Origin of the sequence: Chitinophaga sp. NPDC101104, from assembly GCF_050277495.1 — a bacterium.
In the GTDB taxonomy this organism is placed as follows: domain Bacteria; phylum Bacteroidota; class Bacteroidia; order Chitinophagales; family Chitinophagaceae; genus Chitinophaga.
Genome location: NZ_JBNNSF010000005.1, coordinates 1 through 22,222 on the forward strand (window position 1 = coordinate 1; position 22,222 = coordinate 22,222).

A 22,222-nucleotide genomic window follows, 5' to 3' on the forward strand; every position below is an offset into this window, starting at 1 on the left:
CTATCATGCGGGAGAGTAGGTAGCTGCCATATTTATTGAAAAAAGGTTCAGGAGCAATCCTGGACCTTTTTTTATTTATACCCTTCCCGGAATGCAACTATAGAGTAGCATTGCTACTGCGCAAAATTGCCCCTGTTTTCCTTCCCCGAATGCAATTTTATTACACTTGCTCATTCCACTTTCCTCACATTCCTCTTTCCCCATCAATCAAACGCCCCAAACAATATCCCATTTAATAAAATGGATAGCTATTGGATTTCAAACCAGCCTGTTTTCTCCATACATGAATTCCCATCACGGATTACAATTTTACTACACGTCCTTACTCTTCTTTCCCAATATCCAAACGTCATGAAGAATACTCAGTACAGTTAACTGCTACGCGCGCTGGGCATTTTTGGTTATTCATCTTACACGTTTTACACCTACCAGGAATATTGAATTGCCCTTGTCCGTATACTATTATCCTTTCACAAGGCGATTTATACCCGTTTCGACGCTTTCAATTGCATTTATGGTACTGTATGTAGCAGCACACTTTCGTTCTTGGGCATTTATCACTGAAACATAAGCTGACATACGAGGAATTCGCCTTCATGCAAACGAATCCTTCCTTCATATTCGATTCTTTCTTATAACAACTATATTAATTGCAATCAATGTGCGGTGATTGCTCACTCCGAATCGAGACTCATATCATTTATACCCATCCTGAAATAGATAATACTGCAAGTTCTGGTTTAAACTAATAGACCAATCATTTGATAACAACCGCACTTAAGCTTCCCAACAAAAACGATCGGCCAGATCAATATCCCTTTATCAGTGCATCCACAAGGCCTTTCCAGACAACCACCAATGTCCTGATACCTCAAACATTATATTAACATCCTGCAGAAAATAATCCACTACGCAGATACAATGCGTACCGCCGTACGAAATTCACAGTCCCATCAAACCTAACTAGCGTATGAAACCTCTGAAAGGAAAAATCATCCTCGTCGCCGGCGCCACCCGGGGAGCCGGAAGAGGAATCGCATCCATGCTCGGTGAAACAGGTGCCACCGTCTATTGCTCCGGCCGAAGCACTATAGGTGCACCTGCTTCCGGCCCCTCCCGCCCGGAAACCATCGACGAAACAGCGGAAATCGTCACGGAATTGGGTGGGATCGGAATCGCCGTGCGGACAGACCACAGTAAAGAAGAGGAAGTGATCGCCCTGATGGACCGGATACAAAAAGACCATGGTCATCTCGACGTCCTCGTGAACGATGTATGGGGCGGCGATGCCCTCATGCAATGGAACCTCCCGTTTTGGGAGAATGACCTCTCAAAAGGATTCCAGATGATGCGCCAGGCGATCGATACACACATCATTACCGCCAAGTATGCCGTGCCGCTCATGCTTCCCGCGAAAAAAGGCCTGATCGTAGAAATAACCGACGGAGATGGCTATTTCTACCGTGGACAACTGTTTTATGATCTGGTCAAAACAACCATCATCCGTTTGGCCTACGACATGTCGCAAGACCTTGAGTCCCACGGCATTGGCGCGCTTGCCGTAACGCCCGGCTTTCTTCGCTCCGAAGCCATGCTGGAGCACTTCGGAGTTACGGAGAGCAACTGGAAGGATGGGGCCAGGGTAGATCCGAACTTTATTGCGTCCGAAACACCCTGGTTCGTTGGTCGTGCTGTTGCCGCATTGGCAGCAGACCCAACCGTCTTCGAAAAAAGAGGGAAAGTTTTCAGTTCCTGGAGCCTTTCAGATGAATATGGATTCTCCGATCGTGATGGGACCAGGCCACATTGGGGAAATTATGTTCGAACAACGATCCCCGAATACCTCCACAAACCGCTGGATGATGAATTTTATAGCTATTGGAAACTGATCTCGGGAAAGAAGATCGGCGGAGACGCGTGGGAATAGGGAGGGTGGATTTTGGATAATGAAGGTTGAAAGCACGCCCAATTGCAATGAGGATTCACAATGTGAATGGATGCATTTATAGTTAAGTGCTGAATTCGAATGCTGTTGCAGAAGTTTAACGAATGAAAGTGGTAGGGAAAGTTGTATGCAATACTCTTGTGTAGAAATGTTGTGCGAGTAGCAGAAAACGCCATACAATTCTCAAACAGCGCCATGCTGCCTGCCGAAAATTGCATGGGATCGATGTTACCTTTTTTAAGGATTATTGTTTGATCTATGAGGCATTTATTGTGGGTGATATCGATGGGCAGATCAGACTTTAGTAATAATGATGTAAACTCAGCACGATATTGAACCGTATGATATCCATTCACCATGGATAGCATGGGTAGCCAACATCAAGATTTCGTGTAGTGAAGTACAAATTGATCTGGGAATCTAGAAGTATCCATCTGCCAGAAATATGGTCAGATGAAAGAGATCCTATTATTAAGAAGAACTTAAGTTCGTTATGCCGAATTGTAAATAGTTCGATGGTTGTGAATCCAGTATACAGATCCGGATTATCGTACGCCGATGGCAGATGTCCTATTTTTGTGAACCAGTTTAAGTTGTTTGCCGAGTTGTACGTGGTTTGATGGCTGTAAATCCAGCATACAGATCCGGATTATCGTACGCAGATGGCACATTCCTATTTTTGCGAACCAATTTAAGTTGTATTCCGAGTTGGACATAGTCTGATGACTGAATCCAGCATACATATCTGGATTATCGTACGCCGATGGCAGACATCCTATTTTTGCGAACCAATTTAAGTTGTATTCCGAGTTGGACATAGTCTGATGACTGTGAATCCAGCATACATATCCAGATTATCGTACGCCGATGGCAGACATTCTTATTTTTGCGAACCAGCTTAAGTTGATTGCCGAGTTGTACATGGTTTGATGACTGTGAATCCAGCTTACATATCCGGATTATCGTACGCCGATGGCAGACGCCCTATTTTTGTGAACCAGCTTAAGTTGATTGCCGAGTTGTACATGGTTTGATGGCTGTGAATACAGCATACAGATTCGGATTATCGTACGCCGATGGCACATTCCTATTTTTGCGAACCAATTTAAGTTGTATTCCGAGTTGGACATAGTCTGATGACTGTGAATCCAGCATACATATCCGGATTATCGTACGCCGATGGCAGAGGTTCCTATTTTTGCGAACCAGCTTAAGTTGATTGCCGAGTTGGACATAGTCTGATGACTGTGAATCCAGCATACATATCCGGATTTTCGTACGCCGATGGCAGACGTTCCTATTTTTGGGAACCAGCTTAAGTTGATTGCCGAGTTGTACATGGTTTGATGACTGTGAATCCAGCATACATATCCGGATTTTCGTACGCCGATGGCAGACGTTCCTATGTTTGGGAACCAGCTTAAGTTGTTTGCCGAGTTGTACATGATTTGCTTACTAAGCATCCAGATCCAGATGATCGTACGCAAATTCCAGCCCTGTACTTGAAAAATAAATTGCAACCCGATCTACAATTTGCAGTAAAACATGTTTAAAAAAAGAGGCGCCGGATTTCCAGCGCCTCTTCAACATATAACGTGTATTAACTGCTAAAACGTAAATGCGTCCAGTTCAGCCGGTGTAAGCTGATGGCGCTGTTTCCCTGTCATGCTCTTGAGAAACACAACGCCAGGCGCATTGTCTTCTACATAAGCGATGTAAGGAATGCCACGCTTTTCGGCGTATTTGTATTGTTTGTCCTGCTTGATTTCGTCCGGGAAAATTTCCGTGCTGATACCGCGGTCCCGCAGGCGGGAGATATATCCGTAAACTTCCGCCAGTTTCTCCGCCCCAGGGTGAAAGAAGATCACCTGCGTACCCTGTTGCGCGGTTTCCGGGAACAGTTGCAGCTCCTCCAGCACATCGTAAATCCGGTCTACACCAAAAGAAATCCCCACACCCGAAATCCCCGGAAGCCCGAACAGCCCCGTCAGATCGTCGTACCGGCCGCCGCCACCAATACTTCCCATGTTCACGTTCTCAGGCGCCTTCACCTCCACGATCATGCCGGTGTAGTAATTCAGGCCGCGGGCCAGCGTCAGGTCGATCTCGGGTTGACGGCTGAACGACGTCAGCCCGCTTCCCAGAATGTAGCGCAATTCCTCCACGCCCTTGCGCCCCGTTTCCGACCCCGCAAAAAGCTGCGTCAGCCGGTCGAGCTTTTCGTCGTTGCTGCCCTGCAGCGAAATAAATTCCATCACTTTATCGGCCTCCGGCCCCGAAAGCCCACGCTGCGCCAGTTCTTCCCGGACCCCGCTATCGCCGATTTTGTCGAGCTTATCGATGGCGATCGTAATGGGAAGCATCAGATCCGGACGGCCGACAAGCTCCGCCAATCCCGTAAGGATCTTGCGGTTGTTGACTTTCATCCGATATCCCGAAAGCCCGAGCGTATTGAAAACCGTATCGTAAATCTGCAGCAGTTCGATTTCGTTCAGGAGGGAATTGCTGCCCACCACATCCGCATCGCATTGGAAAAACTCGCGATAGCGGCCACGTTGCGGCTTATCGCCCCGCCAAACCGGCTGGATCTGGTAACGTTTGAAAGGCAGATGGATCTTCCCCTGGTTCATCACCACGAATCGTGCAAAGGGGATGGTGAGGTCGTACCGGAGCGACTTTTCACACAGGATCAGCGCCAGTTCACGGCTGTCTTTCGCCATTTGCGCCTGGCCATAGATTTTATCGCCGTTATTGAGGATTTTGAAAATCAGGTTATCGCCTTCGTCACCGTATTTGCCGAGAAGGGTAGAGGTGTATTCCATGGCCGGGGTTTCGAGGGGCTGGAAGCCGAAACGTTCGAAAGCCTGCCGGATGACAGCGAAGATATGGTTGCGCTTGCGGACAACTTCTGGCCCGAAATCGCGCGTACCTTGAGGAGTGTTGAGTTTTGCCATGCTATAAAGCGTCAAGAATGTGAATGTTAGAAATGTCAGGCGAGCCGGACGATGCGTTCGCAAGCGGCGTGGATGAGCCGGAACACCGGCTCGAAAAGGGCATCGTCGTACCAGGGGTCCGGGACCGGCTGCTGGTCTTCCAGCAACAATTGTACCTTCTGCTGGTCGGCCGACGAGCGGGCTTTGCGGAGCACATCACGGTAATTGTCCAGGTCCATGACGAAAATCCGGTCGAACCGGTCGAAATCTTCGGTGGAGAACTGCCGGCCGCGAAGCCCGGAAATGTCGATCCCATGCTGTTTCGCCACGGCACCGGAACGGCGGTCGGGCGGGTGGCCCACATACCAGTTGCCGGTGCCGGCGGAATCAACGTCCCAATCCAGTCCTTTTTGGCCCGCCAGGTGGCGGAGGATGCCTTCGGCAAGCGGGGACCGGCAAATATTACCGAGGCAGACCATCAATATCTTCATGTTCGATCGATTGATCGGGAATTACTGGTTATCAATGATTTGATATAAATCCTGGATCCCTTTTACCCCGATTTTTCAGACCGCAAACCTACCGAATTTTCAGGGAAACCGCTAACGCATTTTGGAGGAATTGCATATGTTAAAACTTTGCTGTATTATGGAAAATGAAAGGTTCGGCATCATCTTTCTGAAAGCTTTAGAAACAGCCCGGAAAATTTTTAACAAACGAATAAAAGTTTGATGCGGTAGAAAAAAGCATTTTTTTTGTATACTTGTAATTTGCCACCAATGCGACAGGAGAACGACAATACGAACAATCGGACAAACGTGCAATATCGCCCGCTGGGCGAGCTGATCAGGGGAATTATTTTTATTCTTTTTGGATTGTACGCATTGTATTCCGAGAAACTGGGAATGGGTAGACTGGACATCTCCGATAAATGGCTCTACGTATTGGCCGGCTTGTTGAGCGCTTATGGATTATTTCGTGTCTACAGGGGTATCAAACAATTATTCTTTTAACCAAGTATCACCCACTAGTGCGTATGTTTTTAAAAGCTAAAAACTGGATGGGCCTGGCATTGGCGACGGCTTCCGTTACCATGCTGGCCGCAGGATGCGGAGGTAATAACTCCGGTAAAGGTGAATTGGACGGCCCCACGAAAGGAGAGATCCATATTTCGGTTGACAAAACGTATCAGCCGTTACTGGAATCGGAAATCCGGGTGTTCGAGTCACAGTACCCGAAAGCCAAGATCATCGCCCATTACAAGCCCGAAGCAGATTGCTTCAAAGACCTGTTCAACGACAGCGCGCGCCTTATCATCGTAACGCGCGACCTGAAAGAGAACGAACTGGAATATTTCAAAAAAGAGAAGATCCGCCCGCAAAGCGGTAAGCTCGCTACAGACGCCATCGCGCTGATCGTCAATCACAGCAATCCCGACTCCATCCTTACGATGGACCAGGTGCGCGAGATCATGAACGGCAAATCGCAGAAGAAATGGAATATCGTATTCGACGATCAGAATTCCAGCACGGCGCGCTACGTCCTGGACTCCATCAACAAAGGCCAGCCTTTGCCGGCCAACACGATGGCAGCCCATTCCAATGCAGAAGTGATCTCGCATGTGGAAAAGGATAAAAACGCCATCGGTGTGATCGGGGTGAACTGGATTTCCGACACGAACGATTCCACCGCCATCGAATTCAGCAACCGCATCACGACGGTAAAACTCCGTGCAGACGGATACACCGAATTCGTGAAGCCGTACCAATACTTTATCGGGACGAAGTCCTACCCGCTCACGAGAGGTATGTTCTATATCCTCAAAGAGCCCCGCCAGGGTTTGGGTTCAGGCTTCGCGACATTCCTCTCCGGTCAGCCCGGCCAACTGGTGATCGGAAAATTCAAGTTGTTCCCGGCCCGTTTGAACATCGTGTTCCGGGAGGCCACTTTAACAGAGTAAAAACTAAATACTGATAACACAACTAAAACCGGATTGCTCATGAACAGAAGGAACAGTTTATTTGTAGCCATGCTCTGCATAGCCAACGGAGCTATGGCGCAAACTGTGGAAGATGGTTTGAAGGATTTGTACTACGGCAAATACCAAACTGCCAAACAGAACCTCGAAAAAGCCATCACCGCGAAACCTACGGATGACCGCGCTTATTACTACCTCGGAATAGCCGAACTGGGACTGGAGAATAAGGACGCAGCTGCAGCCGCCTTCGCCAAAGGCCTCACCGCCGTTCCCACCTCCTCCCTCCTCATGGTAGGTCAGGGCCGCATCGATCTCCTCAACGGTAAAACCGCTGAAGCGAAACAGAAATTCGAAGCCGCCAGCACCGCCACCGAAGGCCGCGATGGCGACGTTGCCCGTGCCATCGCAGACGCCAACACCGAAGTAAAAGGCGGCGACCGCGGATATGCGCTCACCATCATGGAAAAACTCCTCAACAACGAAGGACGTAAGAAAAAACAAATGTATACCGCCACCGCGGCCGATTACATCGAACTGGGCGACGCTTACCGTTACCTCGGCGGTGAGAACGGCGGCAAAGCGATCACCACTTACGAAAAGGCACTCGAGCTCGACGCCAACAACGCCGAAGCCGTGATGAAACAGGGCCTGGTAAACTACAACGCCCGCCTGCTCCAGCAAGCCGTGGCCGATTGGGCCAAAGCCACCAACATGGACGCGAACTATGCGCCCGCATACTTCGAACTGTACCAGTTCTACATCACCCAGCGCAAAGAGCAGTTCTCGCTCCCCCACGCTGCACAATACCTCCAGAAATACGTGGAAGTTGGGGACCCCTCCGACAAGGCGAAAAACGAATATTACCTGGCTGCCATCAACTTCTACCAGAAAGACTATGATGGCGCTATCGCCAAGGCGAAAGCGCTCATTCCCTCGGCAAACGACTTTTACAAAGGAAAACTCACCCTGATCGCCGCAGATGCATATCTGTGGAAAGGTGACTCCCTCTCAGCAAAAGCCCTGATGGACGAGCGCGTAAAATCCGTTCCCGCAGAACAGCTTCAGGTGAACGACTATAAACTGCTCAGCGCCATCTATGGCAAACTGAAGCACTCCGATTCCGCCACCCAGGCTGGCTACCAGCAAACTGCCGGTCTCTACCTGGAGAAATACGCAGAAACAGACACCAGCACCGATGCGGAAAAATTCCGCAACGTGGCAGTAGCATACAAGGATATGCGTAATTATGGAAAAGCGGCTACCTGGTACGGTAAAGCGCTGGAAGTAAAAGACAATCCCGAAGCGATGACCGACCACTTCTACAAAGCGTTCTATGAGTACTACGCAGCCGATTACAGTGCTTCTGACTCTTCCTGGGGCAGCTTCGTGGAGAAATATCCTACCCAGCCCACTGCCTTCTACTGGAAAGGCATGGCCAACTTCGCGCTGGACCAGCAAGCCAAGGAAGGCCGCGGTAAAGACGCCTTCGAAAAATACATCGGAATGGTGAAACCTGAAGACGAAGCCCGTAACAAACGCTTCCTCCTCAATGCCTACACTTACCTGATGCTGTATCACTACAATAAGGAAGACCAGGCCGCCATGCAGCCTTATATGGACAAACTGGTAGCCATCGACCCGAACAACGATACCGTTCGCCAGGTGAAGGAATTCCTCAGCTCCTCCAACAAAGCCGCAGGTAGCTCCGCGAAAGCAGCCACCGCCAACGGCTCCAAATAATTCCGGACCCAAATCCCGGATCACCGGCAGCGCCCACACGGGCGCTGCTTTTTTTATGCCCATTTTTAACGTTTCCTGCATTGTTTTTACCGGATTATTTGAGTAAATTCAGAGACGGAGCCTGCCTGTATCGTGGCCGCAGCCATCATTCTGGCATGTTTTTTTATTACATGAACCCATACCGCAGCCGAACTAAAAGGCTCCGGTAACGTTAGTTAATCGGTTAAAACATTTTATCATGAAGAAGCGTATCAGTACCGTGGTTGCCCTTTTCCTCCTCGCAGGCGGGGCAATGGCGCAAACGATAGAAGACGGGCTCAAAAACCTCTATTACGGAAAATACGCCACCGCCAAATCCAATTTCGAGCAGGCGATAGCGGCCAAACCCACGGACGAACGGGCGTATTATTACCTCGGGATCGCTGAACTGGGCCAGGAAAACAAGGACGGAGCGGCAGCCGCCTTCCAGAAAGGGCTCACCGCCGTGCCGAATTCCCCTCTTCTCAATGTAGGCCTCGGCCGTATCGACCTGCTGAGCGGTAACGCCGCCGCGGCACGCCAAAAGTTCGATGCCGCCCTCAACGCCACCGCCAAAAACAAGAACGGCGACGTGGCCCGCGCCATCGCAGATGCCAACACCGAAGTGAAAGGCGGCGATAAAGCCTTCGCACTCGCCGTTATGAAACAGCTGGTAGAAGGGAACGACGGCCGGAAAGGATACAAACCCGTAGCAGCAGATTACATCGAACTGGGCGACGTTTACCGCTACATGGGCGGCGAAAACGGCGGGAAAGCCATCGAAGCGTACGAAAAGGCGCTGGAACTGGAACAAAACAACGCTGAAGCCGTGATGAAACGCGGCCATGTGAACTATAACGCCAAACTCCTCGAACAGGCAGTGGCCGACTGGTCGCAAGCCACCACGCTCGACCCGAACTACGCCCCGGCTTTCTACGAACTGTACCAGTTCTACTACACCCCCAAGCCCCGGCAGTTCTCTCTTCCCAAGGCGAAGGAATATTTACAGAAATACCTCGCCCTGAGCGACCAGGCCGATAAAACCCGGAACGAGTATTACCTCGCTTCCATCATGTTCCTCGACCGCGACTACGAGGGCGCCATCAACAAGGCGAAATCGCTCATCCCGCAGGCCAACGAATCCTACAAAATGAAGCTCGAGCGGATGATCGCCGATGCATACCTCCAGAAAGGCGATTCCCTCGCCGCCCGCCAGCATTTCGACGACTATGTGAAACGCTCCGGGGAAAGCAAGCTGGAACCTATCGATTACAAGCTCGGCAGCGAGATCTACAGCCGTATCAAATTGGGCGATTCCACCCAACAGGCCGCGATCGACCAGCAATCGCTCAACTACCTCGAGAAATACGCTACCTCCGACACCGCGAAAGACCTGGACCGCTACGAAAGCGTGGCCAAGGCCTTCCAGCAGGCGAGGGTATTCAATAAAGCAGGCGAATGGTACCAGAAAGTGGCCGACCTGAAAGCCGAGAAAGGAGAGAAACCCGCTGCGCTCGACCTGTTCAACATCGGCCAGAACTACTATTACGCCTCCAGCGGCGGTACAGACACGGCGATGCTGGCCAAATCTTCCGAAGCCTTCGGAAAACTGACCACCGCATTCCCCGACCTGACCACCGGGCACTTCTGGCAGGGGATGGCCGCTGCCGCCCGCGACGTGGAAGCCAAAACCGGTGTGGCTCAGCCCTTCTTCGAAAAATACCTGAGCCTGGCAGAAGCAGACCCCGCCAAGAACAAGGCAGGCCTCATCAAGGCGTATACCTACCTGATGGTATATTATTACAACAAGGAAGACAAAGCCAATATGCAGAAGTATATGGACAAACTGACGCCGCTGGACCCTACGAGCGAGCCCGTGAAGCAGATCAGGGACATCATGAACAAGCCCCAGCAAAAAGGCGGCGGACGCTAATAAATATTTAAATTTCAGGCATTTGACGTACACGGCCCGGGAATACTCCCGGGCCGTGTACTTGTTACACGTTTAGGCTCAATCAATTACACAAACGGGTGAGCGCCCGGGAAACTCCGGAAACCAACGTCACATATTTTATTATATTACATATACAAAAAAAAGATTAGATTTTCAGGATTGTCGATTTGAATTATAGTTTAGTTGCAGTATTTTTGCGCTTTCAGACAATATATTGGGAAGCTTATGTTTTTTGTCTCTGAATTTTTGACAGCAAGCAACACGCCGGTCAGCTATTTTCCTATCCTTTTACAAGTTGTTGCTGCTTTGGGTTTCGTTGGTATCACCATGATAGCCACGCACTTTCTGGGCCCGAAGCGTAAAACCAGTGACAAACTGGAGAATTTCGAAAGCGGTATCGAACAGATGGGGAACGCGCGCCAGCCGGTGGCTATCAAGTACTTTCTGACAGCTATCCTCTTCGTGTTGTTTGACGTAGAAGTCATCTTTTTCTATCCCTACGCTGTTAATTTTAAAGAGCTGGGATGGAGTGGTTTTATGGCGATGCTCGCATTTGTTTGCTTCTTCATGGGCGGATTCTACTACATCATTAAGAAAGGCGCCCTGAAGTGGGAAGATTGATACTTAGTTAACTATTAATAAATTCCCGCTGTGTGAATGCGGCGGGATTAGGAGGGTAAAGATTATGTCTCGTCCTGTTCAGTTTAATACGAATGTGAAGGTGGTGGAAATGCCGGAAGGCTATAGCGGAGAAGGTTTCTTTGCCACATCTTTCGATAAGGTCATCGGCCTGGCCCGTAAGAATTCCATCTGGCCGCTGCCGTTCGCCACATCCTGCTGTGGCATCGAATTCATGGCCACCATGGCCGCCCACTACGACCTCGCCCGTTTCGGTTCCGAGCGTCTGGGTTTTACGCCCCGCCAGTGCGACCTGCTCATGGTAATGGGTACCATCGCTAAAAAGATGGGTCCCGTGCTGCGGCAGGTTTACCTGCAGATGGCCGAGCCCCGCTGGGTGATCGCCGTTGGCGCCTGCGCCAGCAGCGGCGGTATCTTCGACACCTACTCCGTGCTCCAGGGCATCGACCAGGTGATCCCCGTGGACGTTTACGTTCCCGGATGCCCCCCGCGCCCGGAAGCCATCCTCGACGGCGTGATGCGCGTCCAGGACCTGGTGGGCCAGGAAAGCCTGCGCCGCCGCCATAGCGACCGGTATAAAGATCTCATGAATTCCTACGGAATACAATAGTCACGATAATAGCGATTACATGTCTTTGACGAATGAGCATATCAAGAACAGGCTGGTCGAGAAGTTCGGCGAGGCGTTGACCAATTTTGAAGAGTCGTACGGCATCATGTCGTTCCACGCGCCCAAAGAGATCAATCTGAAAGTCATGCAGTTCCTTTACGACGAAGAGGACCTGGCATTCCGTTTCATGACCGACCTCTGCGGCGTGCATTACCCCGATAACGCGGGTGCTGAACTCGGTGTGGTATATCACCTGCACAACCTCGTGCAGAACGTGCGCCTCCGGTTCAAAGTGTTTACCGCCGTGGAAACACCGCAGATTTTCACCGCCACGAAGTTGTTCGCCACCGCCAACTGGCAGGAAAGGGAAACATATGATTTCTTCGGGATCGACTTCGTAGGGCATCCGAACCTCGTCCGCATCCTGAACGTGGACGAAATGGATTACTTCCCCCTGCGCAAGGAATTCCCGCTGGAAGACCAGACCCGTGTGGACAAGGACGACGAGATGTTCGGCCGCGGCGGAAGCGTCGGTATTTAAGTTTAACTTTTAGCAAATCAGGATATGTCTGATCACCATATACAACTACCGGAAGGCTCCATAGAGAAGCAAACCAACACGCTCAACCTTGGGCCCACCCACCCCGCCACCCACGGCGTTTTCCAGAACGTGCTGGAGATGGACGGCGAAAGGATCGTGTCCGCCACGCCTACCGTTGGCTACATTCACCGCGCTTTCGAAAAAATCGCCGAGCGCAAGCCGTATTACCAGATCACTCCGCTGACAGACCGGCTCAACTACTGCTCGGCCCCCATCAATAACATCGGCTGGCACCTGACCGTGGAAAAGCTCCTGGGCATCAAAACGCCCAAAAGAGTGGATTACCTCCGCGTCATCATCATGGAACTGGCCCGTATCACCGACCACCTCATCTGCAACTCCGTTATCGGCGTAGACTCCGGCGCATTCACCGGCTTCCTCTACGTAATGCAGTACCGTGAACTGGTATACGAAATCTACGAAGAAATCTGCGGCTCGCGCCTCACCACCAATATCGGCCGTATCGGCGGTTTCGAAAGGAACTTCACCGAAACGGCTTTCCGTAAGATCAACAAGTTCCTCGACGAATACCCGGCCGTACTGAAAGAGTTCGAAAATCTCTTCACCCGTAACCGCATCTTCATGGAACGTACCCAGGGCGTTGGCGCCATCACGGCGGAACGTGCCCTCAACTACGGCTTCACCGGTCCGAACCTGCGCGCTGCAGGCGTGGATTATGACGTGCGCGTAGCCACCCCGTACAGCTCTTACGAAGACTTCGAGTTCAGCATTCCCGTAGGCACCACCGGCGACACGTACGACCGCTTCCTGGTGCGCAACGCGGAAATGTGGCAGAGCCTCGGCATCATCCGGCAGGCGATGGACAAACTGAAAGACCTCCCCGCCGATGTCTACCATGCCGACGTTCCTGCTTACTACCTGCCCGACAAGGAAGACGTTTATTCCAAAATGGAAGCGCTCATCTATCACTTCAAGATCGTGATGGGCGAAACCGACATCCTGCCCGGCGAAGTGTACAACGCCGTGGAAGGCGCTAACGGCGAACTGGGATTCTATCTCATTTCCGACGGCGGCCGCTCCCCGTACCGCCTGCACTTCCGCCGGCCCTGCTTCATCTATTACCAGGCGTACCCGGAAATGGTGAAGGGCGCGATGCTGAGCGATGCCATCATCTGTATGTCATCCCTCAACCTGATCGCTGGCGAACTGGACGCATAAATTCTTTGGCAGGGCCCCCGCGGGCCCTGCACGCATATATCCTGCTATCCCTGAATACCCTATGAAAAAAGTTCTTTTATTATTATTCGCAGCCCTGTGTGGGAATGTGAGCGAAACCGCCGCCCAACGGTCCACCGAAGTGCTGGTGCCTTACCGCAAAGGCAACAAGTGGGGGTACTGCAAGCTCGATAAAACGATCGTGATCGCCCCGCAATTCGACGATGCGCAGCCTTTCGGCGAGCTCGACGAAGAGGAGCTGGACGATGCTGACATTGCCCGGGTGAAGAAAGGGGCCGAGGAATTCTGGATAGACCGGAAGGGGAAACGGAAGAAACCCGAGGAAGTAGACGAGACCCGCGCCGGCGAAGGGCTTATGATGTCCGAGCTGGTGTCTGGCGAAATGGAAGACCCGCACCCGAAAGTGCGCATGCAGGACGGGAAAGCCGGATTGATGCAGGGAGACAACGTACTGCTGGGATTCCAATTCGATTCCATCCGTACGGGAATCTCCACGGCAAACGATTACGTGATCGCGAAAAGCGGCGGAAAGTGGGGCGTGGTTTTCACCGAAGCGGCCCGGCGCGGCAAATGGCTCATACCGGCACAGTTCGACGAGGTAAACGACCTCATGGAGGGCCGCTACCTGTTTGCCGTGAGCAAAAACGGCCAGCAGGGCGTTTGGGGCATCAACGGGGCAGTACTGCCGGTCGCTTATGACAAGGTAGCGCTGGCGGGAAGCAACTGGCACTATTGCGCCATCGCAGCTTTGGACGAAGCCGGGATCCGGCTGTTCGGGCTGAATGGCAAAAAGCTGAACGATGAAGTGTACGACTGGACGTATACCGAAGTCGGGAATGGCGTGGCCGGCGATAACAAGCTTGGGTTTTACAAGCTGATATATGTGTATAAAAACGGGAAATACGGCCTGGTGGACAACACCGGCAAAGCATTGACCGGTTGTAAATACGACGAGATACAACAGTTTTCCGGCAAGCCCTTTACGCTGGTCGGATATAAAGGAAAAAAGGGGTATATCGGGGTGAAGGGAACGGAATATTTTGAAGATTGACAAGATCATTCACCCGCGGGGGACCTGCATACAATGAAAATTAACTATAAAGACGAATATAAATGGCCGTTCAATTTTCTGAAGAGAAGCTGAATAAAGTAAAAGAGATCATCGCGCGGTACCCGGACGGGAAGCAGAAAAGCGCCCTGATCCCTGTGCTGCACCTGGCGCAGGAATCCTTCGGCGGATGGCTCAGTGCCGACACGATGGATTATGTGGCCGGCCTGCTCCAGATCGAGCCGATCGAAGTGTATGAAGTGGCTACGTTCTACTCCATGTTCAACCTGCAGCCCGTAGGCAAATTCCTGTTCGAGGTATGCCAGACGGGGCCCTGCATGCTCCGCGGGTCTGACGACATTATTCATTATATCAAGGAAAAGCTGGGCATCAAGGTAGGGGAAACCACGGCCGACGGGCTGTTTACCCTCAAAACCGTGGAATGCCTCGGCGCCTGCGGTTACGCACCGATGATGCAGCTGGGCAAGTTCTACAAGGAACACCTCACCAAAGAGAAAGTAGACCAGATCATCGCGGAGTGCCGCGCACAGGCGAACAACTAAAAGCTGACCGGCTTCCTGCCGCCGAAGTGTGCGACGCAACGGGGGAGGAGGGAAGACCGGAAAGCCGACCAAACGAAAAACATCACGTTGCCCAGGCAACAACTTATATAAAGCGAGACAATGGGACGTAAATTACTGTTAGACAAGGCGCATATAGAAGGCATCCGGTATTTCGACGTATACCGGAAAAACGGCGGATATGCCGCTGCCGAAAAAGCCCTGAAGAGCATGAGCCCGGATCAGGTGACGGAAGAAGTGAAGAAAAGCGGCCTGAGAGGCCGTGGCGGCGCGGGCTTCCCCACAGGATTGAAATGGAGCTTCCTGGCCAAACCGGAAGGAGTGCCCCGCTACCTCGTCTGCAATGCCGACGAATCCGAGCCCGGTACCTTCAAAGACCGGTACCTCATGGAGTTTCTCCCGCACCTGCTCATCGAGGGCCTGCTGATCTCCAGCTACGCCCTCGGTGCCAACACCACTTACATCTATATCCGCGGCGAATACGCCTGGATCCCCGATATTCTCGAAGAAGCCATCGCCGAAGCGCACAAGAACGGCTTCCTCGGTAAAAACATCCTCGGTTCCGGCTTCGATCTGGACATTCACGTGCAACGCGGCGCCGGCGCCTACATCTGCGGCGAAGAAACCGCCCTCATCGAATCGCTGGAAGGCAAACGCGGCAACCCGCGCATCAAGCCGCCGTTCCCCGCCGTGAAAGGCCTGTACCAGTGCCCCACCGTGGTAAACAACGTGGAAACCCTCGCCACCATCGTGCCCATCATCAACATCGGGGGCGATGAATACGTGAAATACGGCACGGGCAAATCCACCGGCACCAAGCTCATCTCCGCCTGCGGCAATATCAACAAACCCGGCGTGTACGAGATCGAGATGAACATCTCCGTAGAAGAATTCATTTATTCCGACGAATACTGCGGCGGCATTCCCAACGGGAAACGCCTCAAAGCCTGCATCCCCGGCGGCTCCTCCGTACCCATCGTTCCCGCCAACCTGCTGCTCACCACGGCCAAAGGCGAAAAACGCATGATGACGTACGAAAGCCTCAACGACGGCGGATTCGCCACCGGCACCATGATGGGGTCGGGCGGCTTCATCGTGCTGGACGAAGACCAGTGCGTAGTGCGCCACACCCTTTCGCTGGCCCGGTTCTACCACCACGAAAGCTGCGGACAGTGCAGCCCCTGCCGCGAAGGAACCGGATGGATGGAAAAAGTGCTCAAGAACATCGAGCACGGTAAAGGAAAAATGAGCGACATCGACCTGCTGTGGGACATTCAGCGCAAGATCGAAGGCAACACCATCTGCCCCCTCGGCGACGCCGCCGCATGGCCGGTGGCCGCCGCGATCCGTCATTTCCGTGACGAATTCGAATGGCACGTGCTGAACCCCGACGAGGCGCAGCGCCGCAATTTCGGCCTGGCACATTATGCAGACCCGCTGCCCGTAGCTGCCGCTGTCTGATAAGGAAACAACATTATTCTTCTTTTTTACTTTTTAATAATGGCGGAAGAAAAGAAATTATTCAAGGTCAAGATCGACAACATCACGGTGGAAGTGGAACCGGGAACGACCATCCTCAACGCTGCCCGCACCATCGGCGGCGAAGTGGTGCCCCCGGCCATGTGCTATTACTCCAAGCTGCAGGGCTCCGGCGGTAAATGCCGCACCTGCCTCGTGAAAGTGACGAAAGGCTCCGAAGCGGACCCGCGCCCCATGCCCAAGCTGGTGGCCAGCTGCCGCACCACGGTGATGGACGGGATGGAAGTGGCCAACATCACCTCCCCCGAAGTGCTCGACGCCCGCAAAGGCGTAGTAGAGTTCCTCCTCATCAACCACCCGCTCGATTGCCCCGTGTGCGACCAGGCCGGTGAATGCGACCTGCAGGACCTGAGCTACGAGCACGGCGTTTCCGGCACCCGGTACGAATTCAAGCGCCGCACTTTCGAGAAGGAAGATATCGGCGAACATATCAAACTGCACATGACGCGCTGCATCCTTTGCTACCGCTGCGTGTTCACGGCAGACCAGCTGACCAACAAGCGCCACCACGGCATCCTGAAACGGGGAGACGCTTCCGAGATCAGCACCTACATGCGCGCATCGCTGGACCATACCAACTTCATCGGCAACGTGATCGATGTTTGTCCCGTTGGCGCGCTCACCGACCGTACCGCCCGTTTCAAGAACCGCGTATGGTTCCTCAAACCGGTAGACGCCCACCGCGAATGCTCCGATCCGAAATGCTGCGGCAAAGTAGCGCTCTGGATGCGTGGCGACGAGATTTTCCGCGTTACCGCCCGCAAAGACAAATACGGCGAAGTGGAAGGCTTCATTTGCGATACCTGCCGCTTCGAGAAAAAAGATATCAAAGACTGGATCGTGGAAGGCCCCCGCAAGATTTCGCGCCACAGCGTAATCACCGCCGGCCACTACGTAGGTGTGCACAAGCCCCAGGAAACCGTGATGAAAGTGATGGACGGCCGCAGCCCCCGGTTGCTGATGGACATCCACTCGGTGAGCGAGGTGAACATGCCGCAGGTAGACCTGAGCCAGATCGAAGGGCCGGCGCACTCAACCGATTTTCCGACTAAAAAAGGCGATCAATAAAGCGAGTTATGGAATTCACAATTGACTGGTATTTCATTATAGAAAAGTTGCTGCTGATTTCGGCAGTGCTGGGTATTTCATTGGTGGTGGCGATGTACAGCACCTGGGGCGAGCGTAAGGTGGCCGCCTGGATCCAGGACCGCCGCGGTCCCAACCGTGCAGGCCCGTTCGGGTTGCTGCAGCCGTTGGCAGACGGTGGCAAGCTTTTCTTCAAGGAAGAGATCATCCCCGCGAGCGCCAACCGCTTTTTGTTCATCATGGGCCCCTCGCTGGCCATGTTCACCGCCTGCCTCACCAGCGCCGTGATCCCCTGGGGAGATACCCTCACCATCGCCGGCCGTGAAGTGAGCCTGCAGATCGCCGACATCAACATCGGCGTACTGTGGATCATGATGGTGGTAGGCATGGGCGTGTACGGCATCATGATCGGCGGATGGGCATCCAACAACAAATTCTCCCTGCTGGCCGCATGCCGCGGCGCATCGCAGGTAATTTCCTACGAACTGCCCATGGGCCTGGCCCTCATCGCCCTGTTCATGCTCAGCGGTTCCCTCAGCCTGAAAGAAATCGTGGAGCAACAGCGCGAAGGCACCTGGTTCGTGTTCCTCCAGCCCATCGGCTTCCTCATTTTCCTCATCTGCTCTTTCGCGGAAACCAACCGTACGCCGTTCGATCTTCCCGAAGCGGAAAACGAACTGAACGGTGGTTACCATCTCGAATATTCGTCCATGAAACTGGGCTTCTACCTCTTCGCCGAATACATCAACATGTTCATCAGCTCCGTGCTGATGGCCACGCTGTATTGGGGCGGATACGCCTTCCCTTTCATGGACAAACTGGGGATAGACGGTAATCTGCTGACGGTCCTCGGAATCGGGGCGCTGTTCATCAAGACGCTGTTCTTCATCTTCTTCTTTATGTGGGTGCGGTGGACGATCCCGCGGTTCCGCTACGATCAGCTCATGAAGCTCGGATGGAAAGTACTGATCCCGCTGGCATTGCTGAATATGCTCATTACCGGCGCCGTGATCCTTTTCCGCGAGAACGGATTTAATTTTTAAACTTCAAGAAACTCATCATATGCAATCTTTAACCAACAGGGCAACGCCGGTAGACAGGAGGCCCATGACCTTTGCGGAGAAACTTTATCTGCCAGCGATAGCGAAAGGTATGGGCATTACCCTGAAGCACCTTTTCAAGAAGAAAGCGACGGTGAACTACCCCGAAGAGACGCGCCCGTTCAGCCCCGTGTTCCGCGGGCTGCACATCCTGAACCGCGACGAAATGGGACGCGAGCGCTGTACGGCCTGCGGATTGTGCGCAGTGGCTTGTCCTGCCGAAGCGATCACCATGGAAGCGGCCGAGCGCCTGCCGGGCGAGGAGCATCTGTACCGCGAGGAGAAATACGCCGCGCGGTACGAGATCAACATGCTGCGCTGCATCTTCTGCGGTTTCTGTGAAGAAGCCTGCCCGAAACAGGCGGTTTACATGTCTGAAACCTTCGCGCCGGCGAACTACCAGCGTAAAGGGTTCATTTACGGGAAGGAAGACATGCTGATCCCCCATCCCCAAAAACAAATCAAAGAAAACAACCAATAAGGCAATGGGAATCGATATGATAATCTTTACAGTGCTGTCTGCGATCGCCATCGCATCCGCACTGGGCGTGATCCTGAGCAAGAACCCCGTGAACAGCGTGCTTTGCATGATCACCTGCTTCGTCGCCATCGCGGGCCATTACATCATGCTGAACGCACAGTTCCTGTTCGTGGTCCATCTCATCGTGTACACCGGCGCCATCATGGTACTGTTCCTCTTCGTATTGATGATGATGAACCTCAACGCCGACATCGAGCCGCAGAAACGCAACTGGCTGAAATACGCCGGCGCCATTTCCGGCGGTGCGCTGCTGCTGGTGCTCGTAGCCGCCCTGCGCGACGCGAGCCTCCCCGCCATCCAGAACGGCGGCAACACGGAGATCGGCCTGGTACAAAACCTCGGTAAAACATTGTTCACCTCTTACGTAGTGCCCTTCGAACTGAGCAGCGTGCTGTTCCTCAGCGCGATGGTCGGCGCCGTAGTGATCGGTAAGAAATAAAACGCATTCGATATGCCCGTTCAATATTACATCTTTCTCAGCATCGCCCTGTTCTGCATCGGCATCATGGGGGTACTGATGCGCCGGAACGCCATCATCATCTTCATGTGCATCGAGCTCATGCTCAACGCCGTGAACCTGTTGCTGGTAGCTTTCTCCAAAATGTGGGTAGACGCAGGGCGGATAGACGCCGCCTCGGCGCAGCTCTTCGTTTTCTTCGTGATGGTCGTTGCCGCAGCGGAAGTTTCCGTAGGCCTCGCCATTATCGTGATGATGTACCGGAACACCCATTCCGTAGACATCAACATTCTCAGCAGACTGAAAAACTAGGATTAAAAAATAGTATAGATCGATGATACATCTTGTTTGGCTGGTACCGTTTTTACCGTTGTTAGGTTTCCTGATCAATGGATTGGGCAGGAGGTATTTATCCAAGCCGCTCACCGGCATCGTAGGTAGCGGCAGCGTGGTCGCAGCTTTTGTGATCAGCTTGCTTATCTTCTTCGAAGTGCGGACGCCCGGCTTCACGCCCCAGGTGGTTACGCTGTTCGATTTCATCAGCGTAGGCAGCCTCCACATCCCCTTCGCATTCCAGGTAGACCAGCTGAGCGCCTTGTTCCTGCTGATCATCACCGGTGTGGGCTCCCTGATCCACATCTACTCCACTTCTTATATGCATGACGAGCCGAACGAAGGCTTTGCGCGCTATTTCGCGTACCTCAACCTCTTCGTGTTCTCCATGCTCATCCTCGTGCTCGGCGCCAACTATGTGATGATGTTCATCGGATGGGAAGGCGTAGGCCTCTGTTCCTACCTGCTCATCGGGTTCTGGTTCAAAAACATCGAGTACAATAAAGCCGCCAACAAGGCTTTCATCATGAACCGCATCGGCGACTTCGGTTTCCTGCTCGGCATCTTCCTGCTCATCCAGCAGTTCGGTTCCGTGACCTTCTCCGAAGTGCTGCCCCAGGCCGCCGGCCTCGGCGAAAACAGCGGCGTGCTCTTCGCCATCGCCATGCTGCTCTTCATCGGCGCCATGGGTAAATCTGCACAGATCCCCCTGTACACCTGGCTCCCCGACGCCATGGCCGGCCCCACCCCCGTTTCCGCCCTCATCCACGCGGCCACGATGGTGACCGCCGGTATCTACATGGTGGCCCGCAGCAACGTGATTTATACCCTCGCCCCGCACATCCAGACGATCGTGACGCTCGTGGGCCTGGCAACCGCATTGCTCGCAGCTTCCATCGCACTGAAACAGAACGACATCAAGAAAGTCCTGGCTTACTCCACCGTGAGCCAGCTCGGATACATGTTCATCGCACTGGGTGTTGGCGCTTACACCGCCGCCGTGTTCCACGTGATGACGCACGCATTCTTCAAAGCCCTGCTGTTCCTCGGTTCGGGTTCCGTGATCCACGCCATGGGCGGTGAGCAGGACATCCGGAAGATGGGCGGCCTGAAGAAATGGATGCCCATCACCAACTTCACCTTCCTTATCGGGTGCCTCGCCATCGCAGGGATCCCGGGGCTGAGCGGTTTCTTCTCCAAAGATGAGATCCTCGCCCACGCATTCGGGTACAGCCCGGTAATTTATGGCCTCGCCCTCATCGGCGCGCTCATGACCGCATTCTACATGTTCCGCCTGTACTACATCACCTTCACCGGCAAATTCCGCGGCACGCACGAGCAGGAACACCACCTGCACGAAAGCCCCGCCGCCATCACCTTCCCCCTGATCGTGCTGGCCATCTTGTCCGTGATCGGTGGTTATGTCGGGATGCCCGCCGTGTTCGGCGTGCCCAACCTGCTGGCCGAATACCTCAGCCCCATCTTCGCGCCTTCCGCGCCTTTCCTGCACGAACATCACCTGAGCCATAGCCTCGAATGGGGACTGATGGGCCTCAGCACCGGACTGGTAATCGTGATGATCCTCTGGGCGCGCAGCAAATTCGCCAACTATTCGGATAATGGTGAGCCCACGACCGGCCTGGCCAAAGTCCTGGAAAATAAATGGTACGTAGACGAACTGTACGACGCCATCATCGTGAAACCATTGATGTCGCTGAGCAAATTCTTCCAGGACGTGGTGGAGCGCTCCGGCATAGACAACCTCGTGAACGGCGTGGGCGCCGCGGTGAAATGGGGTGGCGGTCGCGCCAGGCTGTTGCAGAACGGCCAGGTGGGCTTCTACATCTTCGCCATGGTGATCGGTATGATCGTATTGTTTGTGATCAGTTTGTTTTTATAAATCGATAGCGGATTAAGAAAAA

General features: G+C 53.1%; 19 protein-coding genes. 17 read left to right on the plus strand and 2 right to left on the minus strand.

Features of this window, described 5'->3' with window-relative positions:
* The first annotated feature begins 970 nt into the window (after nucleotides 1–970).
* Nucleotides 971–1,927: an SDR family oxidoreductase gene (locus tag ACQKLP_RS25280; protein ID WP_427325888.1), complete on the plus strand. Its 957-nt coding sequence runs from the start codon at nucleotides 971–973 to the stop codon at nucleotides 1,925–1,927.
* Between the two features lie 1,625 nt (nucleotides 1,928–3,552).
* Here ACQKLP_RS25280 and hisS read toward each other — a convergent pair.
* Nucleotides 3,553–4,899 (minus strand): histidine--tRNA ligase, encoded by a 1,347-nt coding sequence (gene hisS / locus ACQKLP_RS25285; protein ID WP_427325890.1) that lies wholly within the window; start codon nucleotides 4,897–4,899, stop codon nucleotides 3,553–3,555.
* Nucleotides 4,900–4,934: 35 nt separating this feature from the next.
* Complete coding sequence (locus ACQKLP_RS25290; RefSeq protein ID WP_427325892.1) at nucleotides 4,935–5,369, minus strand: low molecular weight protein-tyrosine-phosphatase; 435 nt, start codon at nucleotides 5,367–5,369, stop codon at nucleotides 4,935–4,937.
* A gap of 545 nt (nucleotides 5,370–5,914) precedes the next feature.
* Between ACQKLP_RS25290 and ACQKLP_RS25295 the strand changes: the two genes are divergently transcribed.
* From ACQKLP_RS25295 to nuoL, 16 genes are all read left to right on the plus strand, one after another.
* Nucleotides 5,915–6,838, plus strand: coding sequence for a substrate-binding domain-containing protein (locus ACQKLP_RS25295; protein WP_341841389.1), 924 nt, complete (start codon nucleotides 5,915–5,917; stop codon nucleotides 6,836–6,838).
* Nucleotides 6,839–6,877: 39 nt separating this feature from the next.
* Nucleotides 6,878–8,596, plus strand: a complete 1,719-nt coding sequence (locus ACQKLP_RS25300; RefSeq protein WP_427325894.1) for a tetratricopeptide repeat protein — start codon at nucleotides 6,878–6,880, stop codon at nucleotides 8,594–8,596.
* A gap of 238 nt (nucleotides 8,597–8,834) precedes the next feature.
* Entirely contained in the window at nucleotides 8,835–10,547 is a 1,713-nt protein-coding gene (locus ACQKLP_RS25305) for a tetratricopeptide repeat protein (RefSeq protein WP_427325896.1), read from the plus strand.
* 246 nt (nucleotides 10,548–10,793) lie between these two features.
* Nucleotides 10,794–11,189, plus strand: a complete 396-nt coding sequence (locus ACQKLP_RS25310; protein WP_205687116.1) for an NADH-quinone oxidoreductase subunit A — start codon at nucleotides 10,794–10,796, stop codon at nucleotides 11,187–11,189.
* Between the two features lie 64 nt (nucleotides 11,190–11,253).
* Complete coding sequence (locus ACQKLP_RS25315; RefSeq protein ID WP_126249351.1) at nucleotides 11,254–11,817, plus strand: NADH-quinone oxidoreductase subunit B; 564 nt, start codon at nucleotides 11,254–11,256, stop codon at nucleotides 11,815–11,817.
* A gap of 19 nt (nucleotides 11,818–11,836) precedes the next feature.
* Complete coding sequence (locus tag ACQKLP_RS25320; protein WP_427325899.1) at nucleotides 11,837–12,358, plus strand: NADH-quinone oxidoreductase subunit C; 522 nt, start codon at nucleotides 11,837–11,839, stop codon at nucleotides 12,356–12,358.
* A 24-nt stretch (nucleotides 12,359–12,382) separates the two neighbouring features.
* Nucleotides 12,383–13,597: an NADH-quinone oxidoreductase subunit D gene (locus ACQKLP_RS25325; RefSeq protein ID WP_427325900.1), complete on the plus strand. Its 1,215-nt coding sequence runs from the start codon at nucleotides 12,383–12,385 to the stop codon at nucleotides 13,595–13,597.
* A gap of 61 nt (nucleotides 13,598–13,658) precedes the next feature.
* The gene (locus tag ACQKLP_RS25330; protein WP_427325901.1) at nucleotides 13,659–14,666 is read left to right on the plus strand and encodes a WG repeat-containing protein; all 1,008 of its coding nucleotides are present in this window, start codon (nucleotides 13,659–13,661) and stop codon (nucleotides 14,664–14,666) included.
* A 62-nt stretch (nucleotides 14,667–14,728) separates the two neighbouring features.
* The gene (gene nuoE, locus ACQKLP_RS25335) at nucleotides 14,729–15,226 is read left to right on the plus strand and encodes an NADH-quinone oxidoreductase subunit NuoE (RefSeq protein WP_427325903.1); all 498 of its coding nucleotides are present in this window, start codon (nucleotides 14,729–14,731) and stop codon (nucleotides 15,224–15,226) included.
* A 120-nt stretch (nucleotides 15,227–15,346) separates the two neighbouring features.
* The gene (gene nuoF, locus ACQKLP_RS25340; protein ID WP_427325905.1) at nucleotides 15,347–16,705 is read left to right on the plus strand and encodes an NADH-quinone oxidoreductase subunit NuoF; all 1,359 of its coding nucleotides are present in this window, start codon (nucleotides 15,347–15,349) and stop codon (nucleotides 16,703–16,705) included.
* Nucleotides 16,706–16,744: 39 nt separating this feature from the next.
* Entirely contained in the window at nucleotides 16,745–17,851 is a 1,107-nt protein-coding gene (locus ACQKLP_RS25345) for a 2Fe-2S iron-sulfur cluster-binding protein (protein WP_126249356.1), read from the plus strand.
* Between the two features lie 8 nt (nucleotides 17,852–17,859).
* Nucleotides 17,860–18,912, plus strand: coding sequence for an NADH-quinone oxidoreductase subunit NuoH (gene nuoH, locus ACQKLP_RS25350; RefSeq protein WP_427325907.1), 1,053 nt, complete (start codon nucleotides 17,860–17,862; stop codon nucleotides 18,910–18,912).
* 19 nt (nucleotides 18,913–18,931) lie between these two features.
* A complete protein-coding gene (gene nuoI, locus ACQKLP_RS25355) occupies nucleotides 18,932–19,450 on the plus strand; it encodes an NADH-quinone oxidoreductase subunit NuoI (protein ID WP_341841377.1) in 519 nt (172 codons plus the stop codon).
* A 16-nt stretch (nucleotides 19,451–19,466) separates the two neighbouring features.
* The gene (locus ACQKLP_RS25360; protein ID WP_427325909.1) at nucleotides 19,467–19,949 is read left to right on the plus strand and encodes an NADH-quinone oxidoreductase subunit J family protein; all 483 of its coding nucleotides are present in this window, start codon (nucleotides 19,467–19,469) and stop codon (nucleotides 19,947–19,949) included.
* A 12-nt stretch (nucleotides 19,950–19,961) separates the two neighbouring features.
* Entirely contained in the window at nucleotides 19,962–20,279 is a 318-nt protein-coding gene (nuoK, locus tag ACQKLP_RS25365; protein WP_126249360.1) for an NADH-quinone oxidoreductase subunit NuoK, read from the plus strand.
* Nucleotides 20,280–20,301: 22 nt separating this feature from the next.
* A complete protein-coding gene (gene nuoL, locus ACQKLP_RS25370; RefSeq protein WP_427325911.1) occupies nucleotides 20,302–22,200 on the plus strand; it encodes an NADH-quinone oxidoreductase subunit L in 1,899 nt (632 codons plus the stop codon).
* Nucleotides 22,201–22,222 lie beyond the last annotated feature (22 nt).

Coding starts and splice junctions, on each gene's coding strand:
- nuoL (WP_427325911.1), top strand. CDS start 20,302: ATGATACATCTTGTTTGGCTGGTACCGTTTTTACCGTTGTTAGGTTTC.
- ACQKLP_RS25345 (WP_126249356.1), top strand. CDS start 16,745: ATGGCGGAAGAAAAGAAATTATTCAAGGTCAAGATCGACAACATCACG.
- ACQKLP_RS25320 (WP_427325899.1), top strand. CDS start 11,837: ATGTCTTTGACGAATGAGCATATCAAGAACAGGCTGGTCGAGAAGTTC.
- ACQKLP_RS25315 (WP_126249351.1), top strand. CDS start 11,254: ATGTCTCGTCCTGTTCAGTTTAATACGAATGTGAAGGTGGTGGAAATG.
- nuoI (WP_341841377.1), top strand. CDS start 18,932: ATGCAATCTTTAACCAACAGGGCAACGCCGGTAGACAGGAGGCCCATG.
- ACQKLP_RS25295 (WP_341841389.1), top strand. CDS start 5,915: ATGTTTTTAAAAGCTAAAAACTGGATGGGCCTGGCATTGGCGACGGCT.
- ACQKLP_RS25305 (WP_427325896.1), top strand. CDS start 8,835: ATGAAGAAGCGTATCAGTACCGTGGTTGCCCTTTTCCTCCTCGCAGGC.
- ACQKLP_RS25330 (WP_427325901.1), top strand. CDS start 13,659: ATGAAAAAAGTTCTTTTATTATTATTCGCAGCCCTGTGTGGGAATGTG.
- nuoF (WP_427325905.1), top strand. CDS start 15,347: ATGGGACGTAAATTACTGTTAGACAAGGCGCATATAGAAGGCATCCGG.
- nuoE (WP_427325903.1), top strand. CDS start 14,729: ATGGCCGTTCAATTTTCTGAAGAGAAGCTGAATAAAGTAAAAGAGATC.
- ACQKLP_RS25300 (WP_427325894.1), top strand. CDS start 6,878: ATGAACAGAAGGAACAGTTTATTTGTAGCCATGCTCTGCATAGCCAAC.
- ACQKLP_RS25360 (WP_427325909.1), top strand. CDS start 19,467: ATGATAATCTTTACAGTGCTGTCTGCGATCGCCATCGCATCCGCACTG.
- ACQKLP_RS25310 (WP_205687116.1), top strand. CDS start 10,794: ATGTTTTTTGTCTCTGAATTTTTGACAGCAAGCAACACGCCGGTCAGC.
- ACQKLP_RS25290 (WP_427325892.1), bottom strand. CDS start 5,369: ATGAAGATATTGATGGTCTGCCTCGGTAATATTTGCCGGTCCCCGCTT.
- hisS (WP_427325890.1), bottom strand. CDS start 4,899: ATGGCAAAACTCAACACTCCTCAAGGTACGCGCGATTTCGGGCCAGAA.
- ACQKLP_RS25325 (WP_427325900.1), top strand. CDS start 12,383: ATGTCTGATCACCATATACAACTACCGGAAGGCTCCATAGAGAAGCAA.
- ACQKLP_RS25280 (WP_427325888.1), top strand. CDS start 971: ATGAAACCTCTGAAAGGAAAAATCATCCTCGTCGCCGGCGCCACCCGG.
- nuoH (WP_427325907.1), top strand. CDS start 17,860: ATGGAATTCACAATTGACTGGTATTTCATTATAGAAAAGTTGCTGCTG.
- nuoK (WP_126249360.1), top strand. CDS start 19,962: ATGCCCGTTCAATATTACATCTTTCTCAGCATCGCCCTGTTCTGCATC.